Origin of the sequence: Pseudobacteriovorax antillogorgiicola (assembly GCF_900177345.1) — a bacterium.
GTDB lineage: Bacteria > Bdellovibrionota_B > Oligoflexia > Oligoflexales > Oligoflexaceae > Pseudobacteriovorax > Pseudobacteriovorax antillogorgiicola.
Map to the genome: position 1 here is coordinate 115,169 of NZ_FWZT01000012.1, position 20,261 is coordinate 135,429.

The 20,261-nt window shown below is 44.4% G+C and carries 12 protein-coding genes; 5 read left to right on the plus strand and 7 right to left on the minus strand.

The window, feature by feature from the left end; genetic code table 11:
- Window positions 1-61: 61 nt before the first annotated feature.
- Window positions 62-1,057, minus strand: coding sequence for an HD-GYP domain-containing protein (locus tag B9N89_RS16500; RefSeq protein WP_132320507.1), 996 nt, complete (start codon window positions 1,055-1,057; stop codon window positions 62-64).
- 792 nt (window positions 1,058-1,849) lie between these two features.
- Between B9N89_RS16500 and B9N89_RS16505 the strand changes: the two genes are divergently transcribed.
- Together B9N89_RS16505 and pbpC are read left to right on the plus strand one after the other, a co-directional pair.
- Window positions 1,850-7,327 (plus strand): alpha-2-macroglobulin family protein, encoded by a 5,478-nt coding sequence (locus B9N89_RS16505; protein WP_132320509.1) that lies wholly within the window; start codon window positions 1,850-1,852, stop codon window positions 7,325-7,327.
- Window position 7,328: 1 nt separating this feature from the next.
- Complete coding sequence (gene pbpC / locus B9N89_RS16510) at window positions 7,329-9,644, plus strand: penicillin-binding protein 1C (protein WP_165931714.1); 2,316 nt, start codon at window positions 7,329-7,331, stop codon at window positions 9,642-9,644.
- A gap of 69 nt (window positions 9,645-9,713) precedes the next feature.
- On the opposite strand, the gene B9N89_RS16515 is transcribed toward pbpC, so the two are convergent.
- The 6 genes from B9N89_RS16515 to B9N89_RS16540 all read right to left on the minus strand — a co-directional run bounded on the left by B9N89_RS16515 (window position 9,714) and on the right by B9N89_RS16540 (window position 17,539).
- Window positions 9,714-10,244, minus strand: a complete 531-nt coding sequence (locus B9N89_RS16515) for a hypothetical protein (protein WP_132320513.1) — start codon at window positions 10,242-10,244, stop codon at window positions 9,714-9,716.
- Window positions 10,245-10,394: 150 nt separating this feature from the next.
- Window positions 10,395-10,946, minus strand: a complete 552-nt coding sequence (locus tag B9N89_RS16520; protein WP_132320515.1) for a DUF3347 domain-containing protein — start codon at window positions 10,944-10,946, stop codon at window positions 10,395-10,397.
- A complete protein-coding gene (locus B9N89_RS16525) occupies window positions 10,927-14,049 on the minus strand; it encodes an efflux RND transporter permease subunit (protein WP_132320517.1) in 3,123 nt (1,040 codons plus the stop codon). Before B9N89_RS16525 ends, B9N89_RS16520 begins: the two co-directional genes overlap by 20 nt.
- An 11-nt stretch (window positions 14,050-14,060) precedes the next feature.
- Entirely contained in the window at window positions 14,061-15,464 is a 1,404-nt protein-coding gene (locus tag B9N89_RS16530; protein ID WP_132320519.1) for an efflux RND transporter periplasmic adaptor subunit, read from the minus strand.
- Window positions 15,457-16,659, minus strand: coding sequence for a TolC family protein (locus tag B9N89_RS16535; protein WP_132320521.1), 1,203 nt, complete (start codon window positions 16,657-16,659; stop codon window positions 15,457-15,459). The genes B9N89_RS16530 and B9N89_RS16535 overlap by 8 nt, the downstream gene beginning before the upstream one ends.
- A gap of 550 nt (window positions 16,660-17,209) precedes the next feature.
- Window positions 17,210-17,539: a hypothetical protein gene (locus tag B9N89_RS16540; RefSeq protein WP_132320523.1), complete on the minus strand. Its 330-nt coding sequence runs from the start codon at window positions 17,537-17,539 to the stop codon at window positions 17,210-17,212.
- 107 nt (window positions 17,540-17,646) lie between these two features.
- Here B9N89_RS16540 and B9N89_RS16545 point away from each other — a divergent pair, with 107 nt between their 5' ends.
- The 3 genes from B9N89_RS16545 (at window position 17,647) to B9N89_RS16555 (ending at window position 20,260) form a co-directional block, all read left to right on the plus strand.
- Complete coding sequence (locus tag B9N89_RS16545) at window positions 17,647-18,765, plus strand: M48 family metallopeptidase (protein ID WP_132320525.1); 1,119 nt, start codon at window positions 17,647-17,649, stop codon at window positions 18,763-18,765.
- 146 nt (window positions 18,766-18,911) lie between these two features.
- On the plus strand, window positions 18,912-19,577 hold the full coding sequence (locus B9N89_RS16550) for a TIGR00266 family protein (protein WP_132320527.1): 666 nt from the start codon (window positions 18,912-18,914) through the stop codon (window positions 19,575-19,577).
- A gap of 2 nt (window positions 19,578-19,579) precedes the next feature.
- Window positions 19,580-20,260 (plus strand): TIGR00266 family protein, encoded by a 681-nt coding sequence (locus tag B9N89_RS16555; RefSeq protein WP_132320529.1) that lies wholly within the window; start codon window positions 19,580-19,582, stop codon window positions 20,258-20,260.
- Window position 20,261: the final 1 nt, after the last annotated feature.

A 20,261-nucleotide genomic window follows, 5' to 3' on the forward strand; every position in this document is an offset into this window, starting at 1 on the left:
GTATGGTTGAACACCCTGATTTTAAGGGAGATAAGGGATTTTGTCCTTTTATTTTTGAAGATTAGGCGGGAGCCTTGACCTTTTGCCCCCTGATGAGTTCCCCCATCACTTCAAACGAGCGCTTATCCAGATATTCCAAAGCATTCTGCTCGATGAAACTGAGAGCCTGTTCGAACTCAACTGGCTTCTGATAAGGGCGGGGGCTAGTCAGGGCATCGAATACGTCGCAAAAAGCCACGATTTTAACTTCCTGTAGTAACTCTGAGCCTTTGATACCATGGGGGTAGCCATGTCCATCGACGCGTTCATGATGATGAAGCACGATCTCGCTGGTAACCGGGCTTAACGGCACCTCCCGAAGTAGCTCCATGCCGTGGAGAGGGTGTTGCTTGATTTCAAACCATTCCCGCTCGTTCAAGCGCTCGCTTTTTTCCAATGTTTCCTTGCTCACTTTCAGATGGCCGATGTCGTGGACCAAACACCCTAGGATGATATCGTGAAGATGCTGGCTAGTTTGACACCCTAACTTAATGGATATGACAGCTCCGTAGGCTGCTGTTCTCATGCTGTGGTGAAAGGAGTAGTAGTCATGTTCGCTCAGGGCTTGAAGCAGCTCGATGAGGGTCGGATTTTGACTGACGGTTTCCATCACCAGGGTTGTTGCTTCCTCAGCCATCTCATGCTGCTCGGGGGCCAAGTCCACATTGGAAACCCAGTCACGATAGGTTTGCAGCAGTAGAGATACACGATCCTGTTGTTCCTGCTGAACGCGATCGCTATGAAGTAGGGTTACAGGGTCCATGGACTGCTGAGCAAGCAATTGTAAAACCTTATCATCGTTAGATTTACTATAGAACAAGACGCTAAATCCATCATGATTCAACCGCTCAATCTCGCTCAAAGACCATTCGTAGGGCCCTTCGGCATAGAGAACAGGCTTGCCAGCTATATCGAGGTAGAGTTCAAAATCTGTTTTCCGCCCCTTCAGCTCGGTGACGTCTAAAGGGCAGAGATTCTCAATATTTTCATGGGTCTCACTGGGATTCATACTCTTCATCACACACCTTGTCTTTGTGAAACGACAGCAATTTCAAAACTGCTTTCTTACCATCCGCGTACAGACCCTCTATCGGATCGCGCTTTAGCTAATATTAGTGGCGTTGCCGCCACGGGAAAAACCAGCCTCAGGAGTCATCCCTTGAGACTAAGGGAAATCGGTGGAGAGCGGGAATTGTGATTGTTTTACCGTTTCAAAATAGGGGTATAGAAGGTTCTCTTGGGAGTTCCTGGAAAGTATTCTGATAGTTAGAATTTATAATTCTTACTGATAGGTATAAGTTTCAGCACACAATTTCGAGACTGAGGTAAAGTATAGGTTCTTTCGCGCTGAAAGAACCAACAAAAAAGCTTCCCTTAATAGTCACCGGCCTTTGGAATTACATGGTAATATACTTTTTATTCCTCCCGTTGATCGGATTAATAAAGTATCTTGGTATGGAAAGTCTTTACTCCGCCCACAATGTTATTGTTCAAGTGAGTGCATTCGAGCTGTCGACCAAGGAAAGAATGATCGCAGCACGGTGTTATCTGAACTATCTGATTTAGAAGCGATGTAGACGATCCAATCCCAAAAGCCCCCGAGAAAAGACGGCAGTAGCGAATAGACCTATACAACGACTATTGTGCCTCAATACATCTAATTATTGGTCAGATGTTTAATAGTCAAGCAGCACTAAAACATTTTAATCCACGACGGCTAAGTTTCTTCATCTAAAACCTTGCTCTAGAAGGTGTCATCAATTACTTTTACCCAGTCTAGAGATATGGACCACTTGGTTTGGGGTAAGGGATGTTGAAATATGTTTTGGGAACCATAATTGTACTCTTAGGGGTTGCTTGCGAGCGAGGCGAGACGGATATGCCAAGCTCCTCAAACGGATCAGCCTCCAATCAATCGCAGGGTTTGTTTACCCTAGTAGAATCGCTTCCTGAAGGAGAGATACTCCGTACCAGTAAGATTGAGGTCAAGTTCAAGAAACCCATCCAAGAGTCTTCAACGGGGACTGTAACCCCTAGCTGGGAATTCGAACCCAAGATTGATGGTACGAGTCAATGGCTAGACGGAAAAACACTTCTATTCAGCCCAGATAAACCGTTAAAACCAAGTCAAAAATATATAGGAAAGCTGAGGCTGGGGGACTCCCCTAGTCAACTCCTTAACTTCAGTTTTCAAGTTCTACGGCAGAACATAGATCTTAAATTCGAAGATCTCAAGCTGCTCCCAAATTCACAGTCTTATGTTCTTCAAGGAGAGGTGAGCACATCCCAATTCAGCGAAGACGGATTGGTGGAAGATTTCATTAAAGCTCACCAGTCGGGCACTCCCCTAGCCCTCACTTGGGATCATAGAGAAGGTGGTCGATACCACCGATTTACCATCGCTGATATCGCTCGAAAAAATGAAGTTAGTGCCCTAGAGCTAGAGTGGAACGGTGAAGCTCTGGGGGCGAAGACTTCTGGACGCAAACGAATCGAAGTTCCTCCTCTCAATATGCTCACTGTTATTTCGGCAAAAACATTTACGAGAGAGCAAAGTTATGTAGAACTGTCGTTTTCCCAAGCTGTTGACCCAAACCAGGACATGACTGGCCTCGTTCGCTTGGATGGTGTGTCTCTCAAGCCAGTGGTGGAAGGCAGCATTATCAAACTTTTCGTAGATGAAACTTTCAATGAGACGAAGACGTTGCGGGTGTCGGAAGGGCTCAAAGGGGCCGATGGCTCAACCCTTAAGGCTCCTTTTGAACAAGCTCTCACCTTCCAAGCTTTAAAGCCAGGAATCCGATTTCACGAACAAGCGAACATTATTCCTTACGCAAACCAAGCCCTTTTGCCGTTTGAGTCAGTTCAGCTTCATTCCATCCAAGTCACAGCCTTTAGAATAGACGAACGAAATATTCCACAATTTCTTCAAGTCAACAATCTCGACGATGGATATGAACTCAAGCGAGTGGGACGCTTCGTGTGGCGCAAAACAGTAACCTTGCAAGGTGATGTTTCCAGCTGGCAGAGACGGTTCATCGATGTTACAGAGGTTACACAGAAATACCCTGGCAGCTTATTCCGATTTATCTTGACAGCCAATCGAGGGAATTCCAGCTATAGCTGTCAGCCTAACGAATCTTCACCATCTACGGAACCTGGATATAAAGACAGCGATCAACAAGCTGGATATAGCGCTTGGAACTCCTATGTGCCTGTCCAAAGTTGGAACCATCGACACGATCCTTGTCATGATAGTTACTATCAAAGTAAGCAATTCCTTCGTAAAGAAAAAAATATCTTCGTTTCAGACATAGGAGTCATTGCAAAAGCTAATGAAAAAAATCAATTTGATCTAGTTGTAAACAGTTTCCGAGACTCTGAGCCAGTTTCAGGGGCTAGCTTGGCATTCTATAATTTTCAAAATCAACTGATGCATACTGGTGAAAGTGACCAGCAGGGCTTCTACAGTGTCGAGCTGCCCTCTAGGCCATTCCTCATCGTCGCTTCAAAAGGTAAGAACAAATCTTACTTGAAGGTCAATAGCCGATCCCAGTTATCGGTAGCACACTTTGACGTTAGCGGACACAAGGTCCAAAAGGGACTCAATGGCTTCATCTATGGAGAACGCGGTGTATGGCGACCAGGAGACGATATTTATCTAACTTTTATCGGCTTAGGTAAACCTCAGGGTAGCCAAGTGACCCTAGACTTCTTCAACCCATCTGGGGTCCTCGTCAACACTTACAATCCCAGTCGAGCTTTGAATGATTTTTATAGCTTCAAAATAAGTACTGATAAAGGGGCCAAAACAGGCAACTGGAAGGCTACTGTCAACTACGGTGGTGTTGCGTTCCACAAAACCATAAAAGTTGAGATGGTGAGACCGAATCGCTTGAAGATGAATCTCAGCACCGAAGACACCTTAGTATTGGGCCGTGAGACCTCGATGAAACTCGAAAGTCAGTGGCTTCACGGGGCACCCGCGAGCCAACTAAAGGCTGACGTTAAAGTTAAGCTCAAACCAAACGGCTTAGGATTTGAAAGCTTTGATAGATTTACTTTCCAAGATCCTTCGCGACGTTTTGAGCTTTCTCAAGCCAAGACAATATTCGAAGGCAAGCTCAATGAGACAGGAGCCGCTTCATTTAAGACCCGCCTTGTAAAAGTTGAAGATGCTCCAGGTCGCTTGAATGCGTCATTCGAATTACGAGTCTTTGAAAAGTCTGGTGCCTTTAGTATTGGAAGCAAATCGGTGGATGTTCACCCCTATAGCCACTATGTAGGCATTCAAGTTCCCAAAGGGGACGAAGCCCGAGGGATGTTACTCACAGATAAAGAGCACCCTCTTAGTATCGTGACTGTCGATCGATTTGGACAGCCAAGCCCCGGCAGGAAGATTTCTGTGAATCTTTTCAAGATTTCTTGGAAGTGGTGGTGGGATAAATCAAAAGACAATTGGGCAAACTTTTCCAGTTCGAGGCATGTTCAATCAATCCTAAGCGGTCAGCTCCGGTCAAAAGGTAAAAACGCACAGGCTAATTGGCCATTTCAGATCAAGTATCCAGACTGGGGACGCTATCTTATCAAAGCATGTGATGTTGAGTCGGGGCACTGCGCGGCAAAAGTTATCTATATGGACTGGCCTGGTTGGGCTGGGCGAGCAGCTGAAAAAGGCTCCGACGCTGCCACGCGACTCCAGATAAGTAGTAGTAAGAAATCGTGGACAGTGGGTGAAGACGCCGAGGTGTTTTTTCCTGCAACGACTCATGGCCGGTTTCTGCTGAGCCTGGAAAACGGTAGCGAGGTACTCGATAAAAGGTGGATCGAGGCAAAGCCAGGAAAGAATCGCGTCAGCTTTAAGATTAGTCCGGAAATGGCGCCAAATATCTTTGCTCATATCACGTTGATCCAACCCTATAGTGATCGAGAAAACGATCATCCACTGCGGATGTATGGGGTTATTCCCATCCTTGTCAATAATCCCGAAACAACTCTTTCGCCTGTGATTACTACAAGTGATGTTTGGAAACCTAATTCACCCGTTGAAATCGAAATTTCAGAAGAAAATGCCAAGGCTATGACATACACCATAGCAGTGGTAGATGAGGGGTTGCTGGGACTTACAAATTACTCAAGCCCAAATCCACATGGCCACTTCTATCAAAAAGCGGCACTGGGGGTAAAAACTTGGGATCAATTTGATCACGTAATAGGAGCCTACGGAGCAGAACTAGAACAGATCATCGGGATTGGTGGTGACGGCAACGCAAACAAAGAAGCCACTGAGAATGATGCCAATAGATTTCCCCCTTTTATAAGGTTCTTAGGCCCATTTAGTCTAGCAGCAGGCGATAAGCAAGAGCACCTTGTTGAAATCCCGAACTATATGGGAGAAGCCAGAATTATGGTCACTGCGGGGGCTGAGCGAGCATTTGGCAATCAGGAAAAGTCAGTTCCAGTTAAAGATGATGTGGTTTTATTGGTAGATGGTCCCCGAGTTCTAAGGCCGGGAGAAGTCGCCCACTTACCTGTTTCGGTATTCAACACCGCGGATGTAGATAGTCAAGTAAATCTTAAGTTTAAGTCTAACGCAAGATTAAAACTTTTGGGTCTCGCAGATATGACACTAGATATCAGAAAGGGTGAGGATAAAGTCGCATTGATTCCCGTACAAGTATCCGAGGGAACCAAACCTGGCACTCTGGAAGTGATTGCTGAAGCGAGAGGCCAAGTCTACCAACAAAAGATATCCATACCCATCGAGATACCCAATCCAGTTATACAAAGGGTTTCACAACAAGCCATAGAGAAGGGTGGCTCTTGGAATGTCGACCTTGAGCCGTTTGGAATTGAAGGAAGCAACGAACTTTTGGTTGAAGCATCCAGCATTCCTCCGTTGCAACTAGATCGACGCCTTCATTATCTCATAAAATACCCTCATGGCTGCTTGGAGCAGACCACATCAGGAGCGTTTCCTCAACTCTATGTTGATCGTCTCATGGACTTGGATGAAACCGTTAAAAAAAGTATCGAAGTTCATATTAAGTCTGCCATTGCTAAGATAGCCAGTTTTCAAACCTCATCCGGTGCGTTTACACGGTGGATGGGAGATGATGAAATTGATCCTTGGGCCAGCATCTATGCGGCCCACTTTCTTCTAGAAGCAGAAACTGCTGGATATCATGTTTCAGCAGAGCTGCGGCACCGTTGGGTTAATTTTCAAAAGGATCAAGCTAATCGTTGGACTCCTCTGCGTACCGGCCAGTCACAGCTCATCCAGGCCTATCGACTGGCAGTTCTAGCTCTCGCCAAACAAGCCGATTTAGGGGCCATGAATAGATTGCGTGAGATTATACGACCTAGGAGTGCTGCGAGCGCTCAGCTAGCGACAGCGTACGCCATCATTGGTCAGAAAGAAGTGGCTACCGACCTACTCTCCAGCGATAGCATACATCTTAGCAGCTATCGAGAACACAAAGAAACCTACGGTTCAAGACTTAGAGATCAGGCTATCCTACTAATGAGCTATGGCGCACTCAGTAATCGGACACTGGGTATGAAACTTGTAAAAGAGATGAGCGATGAACTAAATAGCGGGAGCTGGCTATCCACCCAAGAGACCGCATTTGCACTCATGGCCATTGCCAAGTTTTTGGGCCCAGAAGAGATGTCGAAGAAACTTTCTATAGCAATGAACATTGGTGAGCAAACGGAAACAATCATAAGCGATCGAGCCATATGGCAGAAACAATATCCTGACTTTAGGAAACCACTTCTAGCTGTATTCGAAAATAAGTCCACGAACCCTGTATTTCTTAACATCGTTCGTCGCGGCACTCCTCCTATGGGAGACGAACAAGCATTAAATCAAGGCCTTGAAATGACTTTAAAACTGGTCGTTGATCAAAAGGAGCTTAACGCTCTAAGTGGAGATCTCAGAGTTAGGCATGGCTCAGATCTACAGGCTAAAGTCACGATCAGGAACCCTAGCCGCAAAGATTACAAAAGCATTGCTCTAACTCATATTTTTCCATCTGGATTCGAAGTCAAGAATGAGCGGCTTCAAACTGAAAAATCCGAAACAGACCAAGCTGATTATGTCGACATCCGGGACGACCGAACTCTCACCTACTTTGATCTTCCTAGCGGTGGCCAGAAAAGTTTTAACGTGGATTTTAATGCCGCATATCCTGGGCGATTCTACTACCCTGCAATCCAGTCTGAATTGATGTATGAGGGAGAAATCAATAGCAATACAAAAGGTTTTTGGATTGATATTGAGTAACATGATAAGGACGAAATCTTGCTTTCTTTGCTTGGTGCTCGCAATGTTATGCCTGAGCTACATTTGCATAAGCCCGAGCAAGGCAAGCTACTTTGGCAAAACGGCCTACAGCAAAGTCCTCCTCTCAGACAAAGATCAACTGATTAGTGCAAGGATTGCTGCTGATGGTCAGTGGCGTATCCCTCATGTGGGGAACCTTTCCGATAAGTATAAGAAAGCAGTTCTCCTATTCGAGGATAGGAATTTTTCCTGGCACTGGGGATTCGATCCCATTGCTCTCGCCAGAGCTGCGTTTCTAAACTTAAAACATGGAACAATTGTCAGTGGTGGCTCTACAATTACTATGCAATTGGCACGCTTAGCTCGAAACAACCCTCCACGCACCTATTGGGAAAAGTTTCGTGAGGTCCTCTTGGCAGTCGACTTAGAGATCAAATTTAGCAAAGACGAGATCTTAGAACTTTATAGCAATCACGTGCCTGTAGGAGGTAATCATATTGGGGTCACCACAGGTGCTTTCTATTACTTTGGTAGGCCTCTTGACCAGTTAACCTGGGCGGAATCAGCACTTTTAGCTGTACTTCCTAATAGCCCTGGCCTTCTGCATTTATCGAAAAACCGAGATATCTTGAAGGCAAAGCGAGATCGGCTGCTAACCCGACTCCAAGATGAAGGGTACATGAGTTTGCAAGATCTGGAGCTCTCAAAACTCGAACCATTGCCTATTCGAAACTTCCCAATTTCGCAAGGTAGCCACCACCTTCTGAACACGTTGTCCGCTCAGAACTTGAAAACGAATACATTTCATAGCTATATCAATCAACCTCTACAGAATCGGCTCTATCAGATAAGTAAAAGTTTTAGCGGTGTGCTCTCTGGAAACCACATTAATAATCTAGCTATTCTTGTTCTAGATCAAAAGAGAAGGGTTATAGGATATATTGGTAATAGCCCTCTGGATGAACTGAAAGAAGGTCGTTTCGTCGACATCGTTCAACGGCCACGTAGCACAGGCAGCCTGCTTAAACCCTTTTTGTATGGCCTCATGCTTGATAGTTCGTTAATCACGCCAATGACCTTGGTACAGGACATCCCTCGCAGCTTTGGGCGTTTTAGGCCAGAGAACTTCGATCGAAGCTATCGAGGTGCTGTGCCCAGCCAAGAAGCGTTGATAAAGTCTCTTAACATCCCCTTTGCCAATATGCTCAAATCCTATGGTATTGATCGTTTTCACTACTTTTTGAAATCTAGCGGCATAACGACTCTTAACCAACCAGCATCTCACTATGGTTTATCGCTAATTTTGGGTGGTGCAGAAAGCACATTATTCCAGCTCAGTGATTTATATAGTCGTATGGCATACCAGGTTTCAAACCAAGATAAGGATACTATACCTGCGATTTCATTGCACAAAGGACAAACAGAAAAACAATCCGTAGGCTTTAAGATGAGCCTCGGAGCGTCTTTCCTAACCATTCAAGCGATGCAAGAAGTCGTACGTCCTGGAGTGGAAGCTCATTGGCAAAAGTTTCTAGGGGGGCGAAATATTGCTTGGAAAACAGGGACAAGTCATGGATTTCGCGATGCCTGGGCAATCGGTGTCAGCCCTGAATTTACCGTGGGTGTTTGGGTTGGCAATGCTGATGGCACTGGTCGTCCAGAACTCACGGGAATAAAGCAAGCTGCCCCAATTCTATTTCAGGCTCTTCATTCTCTTCCTGACCAAAAATCATTTGATATTCCTTGGTTTGACCTGAAAACAATTGCGGTATGCCGTGAGAATGGATATCGAGCAAGCCAAGGGTGCGAGGAAGCCGACGTTGAAGTACCCGCCAAAAGCAGATTTCAAAAAACTAGCCCGCACCACAAACTTGTACAATTGGATTCTAGCGGACAGTATCAGGTGCATAGTCAGTGCGAGTCGGTCTACAATATGAAACAACGTCTGATATTTAGCCTCCCACCAATAGAAGCTCACTATTTTCGTCGATATCACAGCTGGTATAAAGGCACTCCACCTTTTCGCAAAGACTGTAACGACTCGCTATCGGCTGTAGAAGTTATGAGCTTTATATACCCTTTCCCCAGCAGTAACATCTATGTGCCAAATGACTTTGGTGGAAGAAGCGCCACAGTTTTCAAAGTCGCACACAAACAGTCTAAACAAACCTTAGAATGGTATCTAGATCGAGAATATCTTGGAAAAACCAAACTCTTTCATGAAATGGCGATCGATCCCAAGCCTGGTCGCCATAGAATAACGGTAGTGGATTTGCAAGGCCGACGAATCTCTAGATTCTTTGAGATTCTAGATTGAACAACAAAACACATTTTCCGGCAGCTCGTCGACTTGCTTGTATTGTAAATTCATCGGATGTGATACTACCTATAGCAGACCTAAAGATTTCTGTATTTTAAAGGCCCTCTTTGCTACTGACTTTCGAGAATCTTCAGTATAGCTTTCTAACATGGGTTTCAGCCACCTTCTTAGCGCTGCATCATCCGCAGCCCAGTGTCCTAAAGTCTCAATTGTATTATTGATGACAATCCAATCATCACATGCCTTCAGTATCTCTTTTAGATTAGCTACAGCATCCTCCTTATTCTTAGCGCTAAGTTGTTCTTCTAACTTAAAACAAAGTAGAGAGTATGTCCAAAGAGCTGATGGTTGCTGTAGTCTCATGACTCGCTTCGAAAATTTCGGGTACCACTTCTTAAACCAATCCGGATGTGCCAGGAAAAGTCGTTTAAAAGAACTCGATATCCTAAGCCTTACGACTTCATCATCACTATTATAGCCTTGATAAAGTTCATCTATTCTTTCGGGATTTTTCAAAATCAGCTTCACAACTTCTTCCGTTCGCCCCAGGGAATTTGGATGCCCTCCTGCTAGCATCTCGCAAATGGATTCTGTCATACTTAGCCTCCCGTCAAAATTACCAATTAGCTTTTCCAATTCCCTTGAATCCTCCAGCATTCGTAACTACCCAAATGAGGATATAGGACCAATCTCATATTACCCAACTATGGTTTTGCTCGCAGAAAATTGTAGGCGATAGTAGCGTCTCTAGCTTTCTTGTGAACCGCAATGCTTCATCTCCGGTGCGTACGGATTATGAACTTTCGACATTTTCTTAGAGTTCTGAACCCATTTCATCTTAACCATGGGACAAGTGTACCCCTTGTAAGTGTTTCCGAGGTTATAGGTGTGGATCAAGTGAATTAATGTCATTGAAACTGAATGGTAGCTCATATTATTAATCTTACGGTCATTCTGAGCTTTAATGTCATTCAACTTCTGCAGTGAATACTGGAGCTTCCTCGAAATTTTGGGATCTTTGATTTGGGATAGAGATAAACTTAATTCACCGGCATATTTCTCTACCTTCCCAGCATTATAGTCAAAAAAACTAGTATGTAGATTTTCATTTATTTCTAGGGCTGCGAGTAAATACTTCTTGGTCTCGGGGTCAAGGTTTATCCTATCCGCATTTTTGGCACTCGTCGCAGAGCTTTGCTTTTTTAAGTAATGATCATGGTCATGATCATTTTGTGCGAAAGCTGTAGTGTAAGCTAATAAAGCACTGGAAAAAAAGATCCTAACCCTTGATTTCATCATGTCTACCTTCCATAGATTTCTGTTCAAAAAATGAAAATGTCACAGGAACTACAAATAATGTTATAAGTGCGATAAGCATTCCTCCTAGAGTTGGAATAGCCATTGGCTTCATAACCTCGCTACCCGCAGAAGTTGACCACATTACTGGCAATAGAGCGACTACGGTGGTGGTCGTCGTCATTACGAGAGGGCGTATCCTTCTAGTACCCGCCTCGACGATGCAAGACTTTAAAGATTCCCAGTTGTTTGGTTGATGCGCCTTAATAGCTTCTTGCAAATAGGTCATCATCACGACACCATCATCGACAGCTATTCCAAAAAGAGCGATAAACCCAACCCAAACAGCAACTGAGGTATTAAACCCACCGATCCAAAGCAGGATTAATCCACCAGCCATCGCAATAGGTACAGCACTAAATATAATTGCTGAGTTTCTAATATTTTTGATTCCGAAGTAAATAATGAAGAGATTGATCACAAGTGCTATAGGAATCAAAAAGCTAAGACGTTGATTAGCTCGAATTTGATTCTCATATTGTCCAGCCCAAACGATCGAGTAACCTTTAGGCAGCTCTACGGAACTTGCTATCAAGTCTCTGGCCTCTTCAACAAAACCAATCAAATCACGGCCTTTAACGTTAAGCAAAACCACGCTTCTCAGTAGTCCGTTTTCTGATTGAATGGCCGCAGGACCAGTAACAATTCTAATGTTCGCGAGCTGCTCTAGGGGGATATGCTGCCCAAGTGGACTAGGAACGAGAACTCGTCTCAAATCGTCGATACGGTCACGCAGTTCTTTTTTATAGCGTACCCTTATAGAGTAGCGTTCCCGTCCCTCATAGAACTGTCCAATAGGCATTCCACCGACGGCTGTTTGGAGAATTTGATTGATTGTTCCCGTGTTGATGCCAAACCTTGAGGCGGCAACCCTATCGATGTCAAACTCAATATAGGGCTTGCCAGTGATCTTCTCAGCATATACTCCATAAGCCCCATCGATCTGTTCTACCCTATCACCCACTTCCGCAGCCAGTCTCTCAAGCTGTCCTAGGTCAGTTCCAAATATCTTGATTCCGATTTGAGTTTTGATTCCAGTCGATATCATTCCAATGCGAGTTTGAATTGGAAAGTCCCATGAATTCACAAGACCAGGAATTTGTAGCTCCTGATCCAAATCTTCCATAATATCATAAATACTCTTTCCCTCTGGCCACGAATCTTCTGGCACTAACTTAACTATCGTTTCAAACATTGCCACAGGGGCCGGATCTATCGCGGAGTCAGCACGGCCAAGCTTTCCAACAGCAAACTCTACAAGGGGGTGATCGTTCAAGATCTTATCAGTATACGACAGCAACTCTCTTGCCTTCGTCATACTTACATCAGGCGTTGTTACGGGCATGTAGAGTATGTCCCCTTCGTTTAGAGACGGCATAAACTCTTTTCCCAGTTTAGTATAGGATAAAGCCCCCAGTAAAATAGCTGCTATAGGTGCAATGGTGAATAGCTTTCTATGCTCTAATACCCACTCAAGGGTTGGCTGATAGATCTTAACAACCGATGAGCTAATAACATTTTTTTCGATTGGCTTTAACTTACCCTTGAGTAAAAAAACCGAAAGAGCCGGTACGAGTAAAATGGCGACAGCAACGGAACCGAACATCGCGAGAGTTTTTGCCCAAGCCAGAGGGTGAAAGAGCTTTCCTTCCCCTCCCTCCAGAGCAAATACGGGCAAAAAGGTAACAATAGTTGTCATGACAGCTGTCAAGATTGCTGGACCTACCTCTCTAGCCGATTGGATGATAATTTCTATTCGCTCCTTGGAACGAGCATTTGGTTTGGAGGCTAAGTGAGAATATATGTTTTCAGTCATAATAATTCCCATATCGACCATTGAACCAATTGCAATGACCATCCCTGAAAGACTCATCACATTAGAGTCAATGTCGAGAATCTTCATCAGAATAAAACTGATACCTACTCCAAATGGCAGCGTAAGGGATACAAGTATCGACGCTCGAAAATGAAGTAGAAACACCAAAATAACTATCACAGTAATCAGAATTTCCTGTGATAATGCGGAATAGACTGTTCCCATCGTTTTTTGAATAAGTTCCGTACGATCATAGAAAGGAACTATTTTTACTCCACTCGGGAGCCCATTGTTAATAACTTCTAAGCGCTCTTTAACTCGATTGATGACCTCTTGAGGATTTTCACCAAAACGCATCGTAACCACGCCACCAACAGATTCCTTGCCATTTTTATCAAGAGCTCCCCTGCGAAAAGCTGGTCCTGTTCCTACAGTAGCAACATCACGAACTCGAATGGGTGAAGCATTCTTTACAGCGATGACTACATTTTTTATATCCTCAAGAGACCTAAAGAACCCCCTCCCACGGACAATAAACTCTCTATCGCCGTCTTCAATAATTTCCGCACCTACATCAATATTGCTCGACTTAACAGCCTGAAGTAGCGTGCTGAAGTGTATATCGAGGGCAAACAACTTATTCGGATCTACATCGATCTGGTATTCTTTTAGAAAACCCCCAATACTAGCAACCTCGCTGACCCCTTCTACGCCTTGGAGCAAGTATCGAACGTAAAACTCTTGGATCGACCTTAGTTCGGCCAAAGATTTTGGATGGAGAGATGAGTCCTCGTTTTCAATAGTGTACCAGTACACTTGCCCCAAGCCTGTAGCATCTGGCCCCATAGTAGGCAAGACTCCCTGTGGCACACTTCCAGACGCTGTGGAAAGCTTTTCCAGGACTCTTGAGCGACTCCAGTAGAAGTCTACATCATCCTTAAAAATAACGTAGATTATCGAAAAGCCAAAAGCAGAAATCCCTCGAACCTGCTTCACTCCTGGAATTCCCTGCAAAGAAATACTCAGGGGGTATGTGACCTGCTCTTCGATGTCTTTCGGGGAGCGACCAGGCCACTCGGTAAACACAATTTGTTGGTTCTCACCAATATCAGGGATAGCATCTATCTTCGCATTTTTTATGCTAAACACGGATACCAAGCCAATGATCAAAAAGATCATGACAACTAGTATTCGATTGCGAATAGCTTGTTCAATGAGTCTCTGGATCATAGGTCCGTTCCTTAGTGCGGATGGGCGTTTCTAGGGTTTCTTGTCATATCACTATACCCACCGAATAGTTGAGCCTGTGCATCAAGCAGAAAGTTGCCATCCATAACGACTTGATCACCAGCCTTTAGCCCCTGTTTAACTTCAACATAGCCTTCAGACTCAAATCCAGTGTGAATAATTTTTGCTTCGAACTTTTTGTTAGTAAGTTTGACCCAGACAACTTTTCTCTTTCCCGTATCGATAATTGCAGTTCTTGGGACAACCAAAGGCTTCCCATCGAAGACAACGGTAAGGCTAGCCTCAGCAATCATTCCTGGCTTCAGCGCTCCCTCTGCATTTGGAATTGTCGTTCGAACTTTCAAAGTTCTAGATTCTGAATCAAGTATGGGGTTGATAAAGTCAATTTCCCCTCGCACTGGCTTACCTGGAGCCGATGAAAACTCTAACTGAACCTCTTGACCTAATTTGACAATGGAAGAGTCATGTTCATAGACATCCATCTCAACCCATACCTCTGAAAGGTCTGATAGCTCAAAGAAATTTTGTCCCTCCTTAAAGTAGCCTCCCACTTTTGCATTATGCTTTTGAACAATTCCTGTAGAAGGTGAATAGACAACAATTTGCCTAGGCACTTTGCCATTGCGATACCACGACTCATACTGCCATCTTCTTATGCCCCAAAGTTCAAGTCGCTCTTGCGCCTTCGCTAATAATTGCTTAAAGTCGTCCTTCCCATTTTTTTCAAAGCTTCGCCGCGACACAAGATACTCTTGACCAGCTGTAATCAGTTTGGGGCTGTAGATTTCCAGGACAGGATCGCCACGCTTCACAAAACTGCCAGTTGATTTGATATAGACCTTTTCAACGCGACCTCCCACTCGCGCAGGAATAGTACTTTGCTTGTCTTCCGATTGTAGGACCGAACCAAGAAGCCTCACATTTTTGGTCATTTTCATCGTTGAGACTGGAAAGAAGCTTGGAACAAAGTGGGACATTTGCGATTTTCTAAGCTTGACCTTGGCAATCGCTTCACCAGCAGATGGTAACACAGCCTGTTTAATCATTGGAGTCCCATCGATTGGACAAGTTCCTTCAATTGCACTAGTAACATCCGGGTAGTCCCTGCACTGCCATTGCTCAGCAAGTTGACTCACAGAGTGATCCGATGTTTCGTCATCATCAAGCTCAAACTTAGTCAGTGTCATCCCACAAATAGGACATTTGCCTGGTTCGGATTGCCTAATCTCTGGATGCATCGCGCAGGTGTAATAAAAGTCTGGGTTATCTAAATGCCGATGACCTTCATGACCATCAGACTGCACCGTTTCAGCCTTGGATGAAGCTCTGCTACTTTTATCAGACTTCGTACAAGAAACGGTAAGTCCTGCGAGTAGAATCAATAGTTTCTTATTCATAGAGCTCTTCTCCAAGTGATGTCTTTAGGGCTAAATTCACTTCTCTTAAAGTTGCTGTGGAGGCCACCTCTTTCATTCTTAAGTTTTGAAGCTTTAGTTCTGATTGCAATAGCTCAAGATAGCTAGAGTCTCCCAATTGATAGGATTTTGTAGTAACCTGCCTTGCATTATCAGCAAATGCGATCGTTTCTGAACGCAGGATCTCTAATTCTGTTTCTATTCTTTTCTTCATGAGCTGTAACTTTGCCAATTTTGAGCCTTTCTCCTGCCTATAGTCTTGTAGAGCTAGCTCGGACTGTCTTTTTTCATGAAGTGATTTTCTAAAATCGGCATGTCTCACACTAGAGGTTGGCAGAGGGATTGTCGCAGCCAAGGTCACAAAATCACCATTTTCGTCAACATTAGATCGCTTGGTATAACCAAATGAGACCATTAGATCGGGAACTCTAGACTTGCTTTTGGCCGTCAATGCAAAATCTTTTGCCCTAACATTTGATTCCAACGATTTTTCTGCGGTATCAGTTTGGGGAGTTGGGCGTTTTAGTATTTCCCATGGAACTGACGATAGATCGATTTCAGAGGGCGTGCCAATGATGTACTTGATCATTTCCTTAACTTCTGAAATTTCAAAATCCTTGCTTTGCACCATACTTTTGAGCTCCGACTTACGGATTTTGAGTTCTAATATCGCCTGTTGATTTTGTTTACCGGTGGAATATAGATCTTGCGATACCTTGATAATATTTTCTAACCAAGTTAGGTTTTCTCTAAGAATTCTAACTTCATCAGATAGTTTTCTAATTGATATCAGATAGCTCCACAATGCTGACCTAAGCCCCTCTAATCTGCTTTTGGACTTCCAACGCTCAGCTTCAGAAAGGTTTTTAAATGCCAACTCAACATCACTGTACTTTGATGTTAGTGGAACCTTTTGTGAAAGAACGAAGTCAACTCCCGTCATTGGGGTTTGGTTTGGATCCAGAGTATCAACGGGATAATTCTTAGCAGAGACTTTTAAGGTTGGATCCCCCCAAGACCCCTTCATATTAGCAACTTCAGCAGTGGACCTGCTTTTAAGCTCCATTTCCGCTACTTTTTGGTGATTCTCTATGGAACTCATGGCCTCTTTAAAAGTCATACTATAGGCCGGGGAGGCAACGACTTGGAGCAAAAATACCAGCAAAGTCGACCGCATTTAAACCTCTTCTTTCTTCATCACGTCATTTCACGCCAATGGCTTTTCCACCTGACGCAAGAATAGACAACAACTCGCACACTCTCTGTTACGAAAGAGACCATATAATTGTGACAAATCCATAAATAGACACACCCACCCATTTAATATCAATATTATCGATACCTTACGATACACATCCCTGGACTAGCTAGTAATTTTGATCTCTGAGAGGCTTGGGTTTGCGCCCATAGGGCCTTTCTATCTAGGGCAGGATTCAGCCTTTATGATCAGATCGATGGGTATGGATTGGCTAGGTATGGTTTCCAGGAGACGGTTTTTTACCAGAAGGAGCCTTCAACTACCTAGAAATATTATACTTATTTCGTAGATACTGCATAAACTTCGCTCCACTGTAATTTAGAAGTCTTTGGCAAGGGGTCTTTTTCCAGGTAAATATTGCAGAAAAAACATGCCAAAGCTTTTTTTGGGAGCCACTATTTTTGAAAGAGAAACTTTTAAAGGCTGGGCTTAGTCAGAGAAAGATAAGAACTTGATAGAATGGCACTTTCTAAAGTTGATCAATCTCAGCCAGAATGCGTTTCACACCTAATCTTCTCATACCGTCAGGCTCAAGTGACAATTCTTTAAAGCAGGCCTTTCTATACATGTCCCTGACCCCATTAAAAGCATCTGATTCTTCGAGAGGAATGCTTTCTCCCTTAGGGACAGCAGCAACTATTGCTACCCTTGCCATCTCATATCTAGGAACTTTATGGGGATGATTCGGATCGAACTCTTCTTCTTCAAGATCAGAATCAAGATAGATGACAAAGTCTTGCATGAGAATCCGTGTACCGTAAAAGTCAACGTCATAGACTGGAATGACTTTCTCTTTCATAATAGCTCCGAGAATATAGTAAATTTGACAGTAGTAGTGCTATGCAGCCACAATACCGCTACCACCTACGAGGAAAATGATCAAATATTCAGCCACTGGTGAAAAACATGCTTAAAGCTCACGGCTTCTTCAAAGACAAGACAAAATCCCCTTGCGAATTCAACATTCAGCAAGATGGAATCAAAGTTCGATCAACTGAAAAAAGTATCCAGGAGCACTGGCCTTGGTCGCAAACATCCATCAAGATTGGCGGAGCTGCGGATAAACTATTGTTCTTCACTCCCAAAAACATCAAAGAAATTGAATCGATCTACACAGAACGCAATCGCCTCATAGTACAGCAATTAAAAACTATTCCGGCAGTAGAGGTTCAAAGTTTTTTAAAAGACCTCAAGATGCACCGTGTTTCATCCCTGAGTATCTTGGTGACTGCAATGGCTGTTCTTTTAGCATTGGTGGCCTTCGTCTGGATCGGCCGGGATCCGATTATAGATGCTGTAGTTGATAGAGTTCCCTACGAATGGGAACAGGAGTTAGGCTCCCGTCTTGTGGGTATTACCATCCCAGCTCAAAACCTTATATCGTCGGGCCCAGCAATTGAAACCCTCAAGCCCTATATAAAGCGCTTACAGGATGTTCTACCTCAACCCATGAATGACGTAAAAATCTATATCGCAAAAAGTTCGGACATCAATGCCTTTGCCCTCCCGGGAGGGCATGTCGTATTCAATGAGGGTTTGCTAAGAGCAGCGTCAAACATCGAGGAAATTTTAGGGGTAGCAGGCCATGAACTGGCACATGTGGAGAAACGTCACGTATTGCGGGGTATTGTTCAAGCAATTGGCCTCTATCTTGTTGTCGATCTAATTATGGGTGACATGACGGGAATTCTGGCTGTCATCAGTGAAAACAGTCAGCTACTCTTACAGAGCGGCTTTTCCAGAGAACAAGAAAGCCAAGCCGATGAGGTTGGATTCAATCTATTGGTTGCAGCGAACATCAATCCACAAGGCCTTGTGTCATTTTTCCAGATCATAGAAGAAACCCAGAAAAAGCAGAATGAAATGCTGGGAGACTTAGCCAAACCCCTTAGCTTTCTGAGCACTCACCCAGCAACAGACGAGCGAATCAACGCCATCAAAGATCGGATACGAGAAGAAAAGCTCGATATTCCGGCAATAGATTTTGACTATGAATCATTTAAAGCTAAAATCATTAGTAACTAGTGCCTAGTCAAGTTGAATTTTCGGCTAGGCGACAAGGAGCGAGCGAGGAGACAGTACGGCTGGGCACGGTGACGAGCGAGTGACAAAGTCAACAACGCCGAGGCTTCAAATCGACTAGGCAGTAGCTGCTGCAAGGAGGCAACGAAGTGATAGAAACAATCAAGGGGGGTCATGGGTTTTCTTATATCGAAGCTCCCCTTCCACCAGGCGGAGAGGTGATCACTGAGTCAGGAGCTATGGCTTCTATGGATGATGGAATCGAGATGCGGACCAAGTTGAACGGAGGATTCTTCAGTGGATTGCTGATGAAATTTCTGGGAAATGAGTCTCTGTTTATCAATCGCTTTTCTAATCCCAGCAACAGCCAAAAGACCATCATTCTGACCCAAAACACTCCTGGGCAAATCTGCATTGCGGAGTTGAAAGACGAAACTCTTTTTATCCAACCGGGTTCTTTCATAGCTGCTACTAAGACTGTTAAATTCGGTCTACGCTGGGCTGGCTTCGCCTCATGGATCGGGGGCGAAGGGCTATTTCGTATTAAGATTTCTGGCTCAGGCCTTGTCTGGTATGGAGCCTACGGAGCTGTCGTAGAAAAAGAAATCAACGGTGAATACTTAGTAGATACAGGTCATTTACTTTCATACCCCAAAACAATCGACCTCAAATTTCAACTCTCTGGAGGTATATTTTCAAGCTTCTTTGGGGGAGAAGGGTTCCTGTTAAGGCTGGAAGGTAAGGGCAAAGTCTTGTTGCAGGCGAGAAGCTTAGGTGGCTTGGCCGGTTGGTTGAATCCAAGATTTTGGGGGTAGCAATGAACGTCAGTTTAGAAATGGGGCCCACCAACACCGTGGCAAAGTTAGAGTTCTTATCGGGAGAAGCTTGGACCACCGAGGCGGGGGCTATGATTGCCATGAGTTCTGGCCTTCAAATTGAAACCTCAACCCACAAGAAAGGGAAAGGAGGGGTTCTCAAAGGACTCAAACGAATGTTCGCCGGCGAGAGCTTCTTCATGAATCATTACACCGCCCAATCAGAAGCCACACTTTGGCTCGCGCCGTCTATGCCTGGAGACATAACATTGCATGAGCTACAAGGGGATCGCATCGTGGTGCAAGCAGGATCTTTCTTGGCGTGCGACTCTGGTGTTGATATTAGTACAGGCTGGCAAGGCTTTAAGAATATTCTTTCTGGAGAAAGCCTATTTTGGATCAATCTGAGCGGTACTGGTCCCGTTCTATTTAGTGCCTATGGTGCAATCTATACCATTGATGTGGATGGTTCCTACATTGTCGATACGGGGCACATCGTCGCTTTCGAAGAAAGCCTCAATTTCAATCTATCTAAAGCTGGCTCTAGTTGGTTGCACTCCGTTATGGGGGGAGAAGGAATAGTCTGTCGATTTCAAGGGAAAGGTAAAGTTTGGTGTCAGAGTCACAACCTCTCCGCCTTTGGATGGAGCTTACGCCCGCACCTAAGGGCTAAGAAGCGTTAAG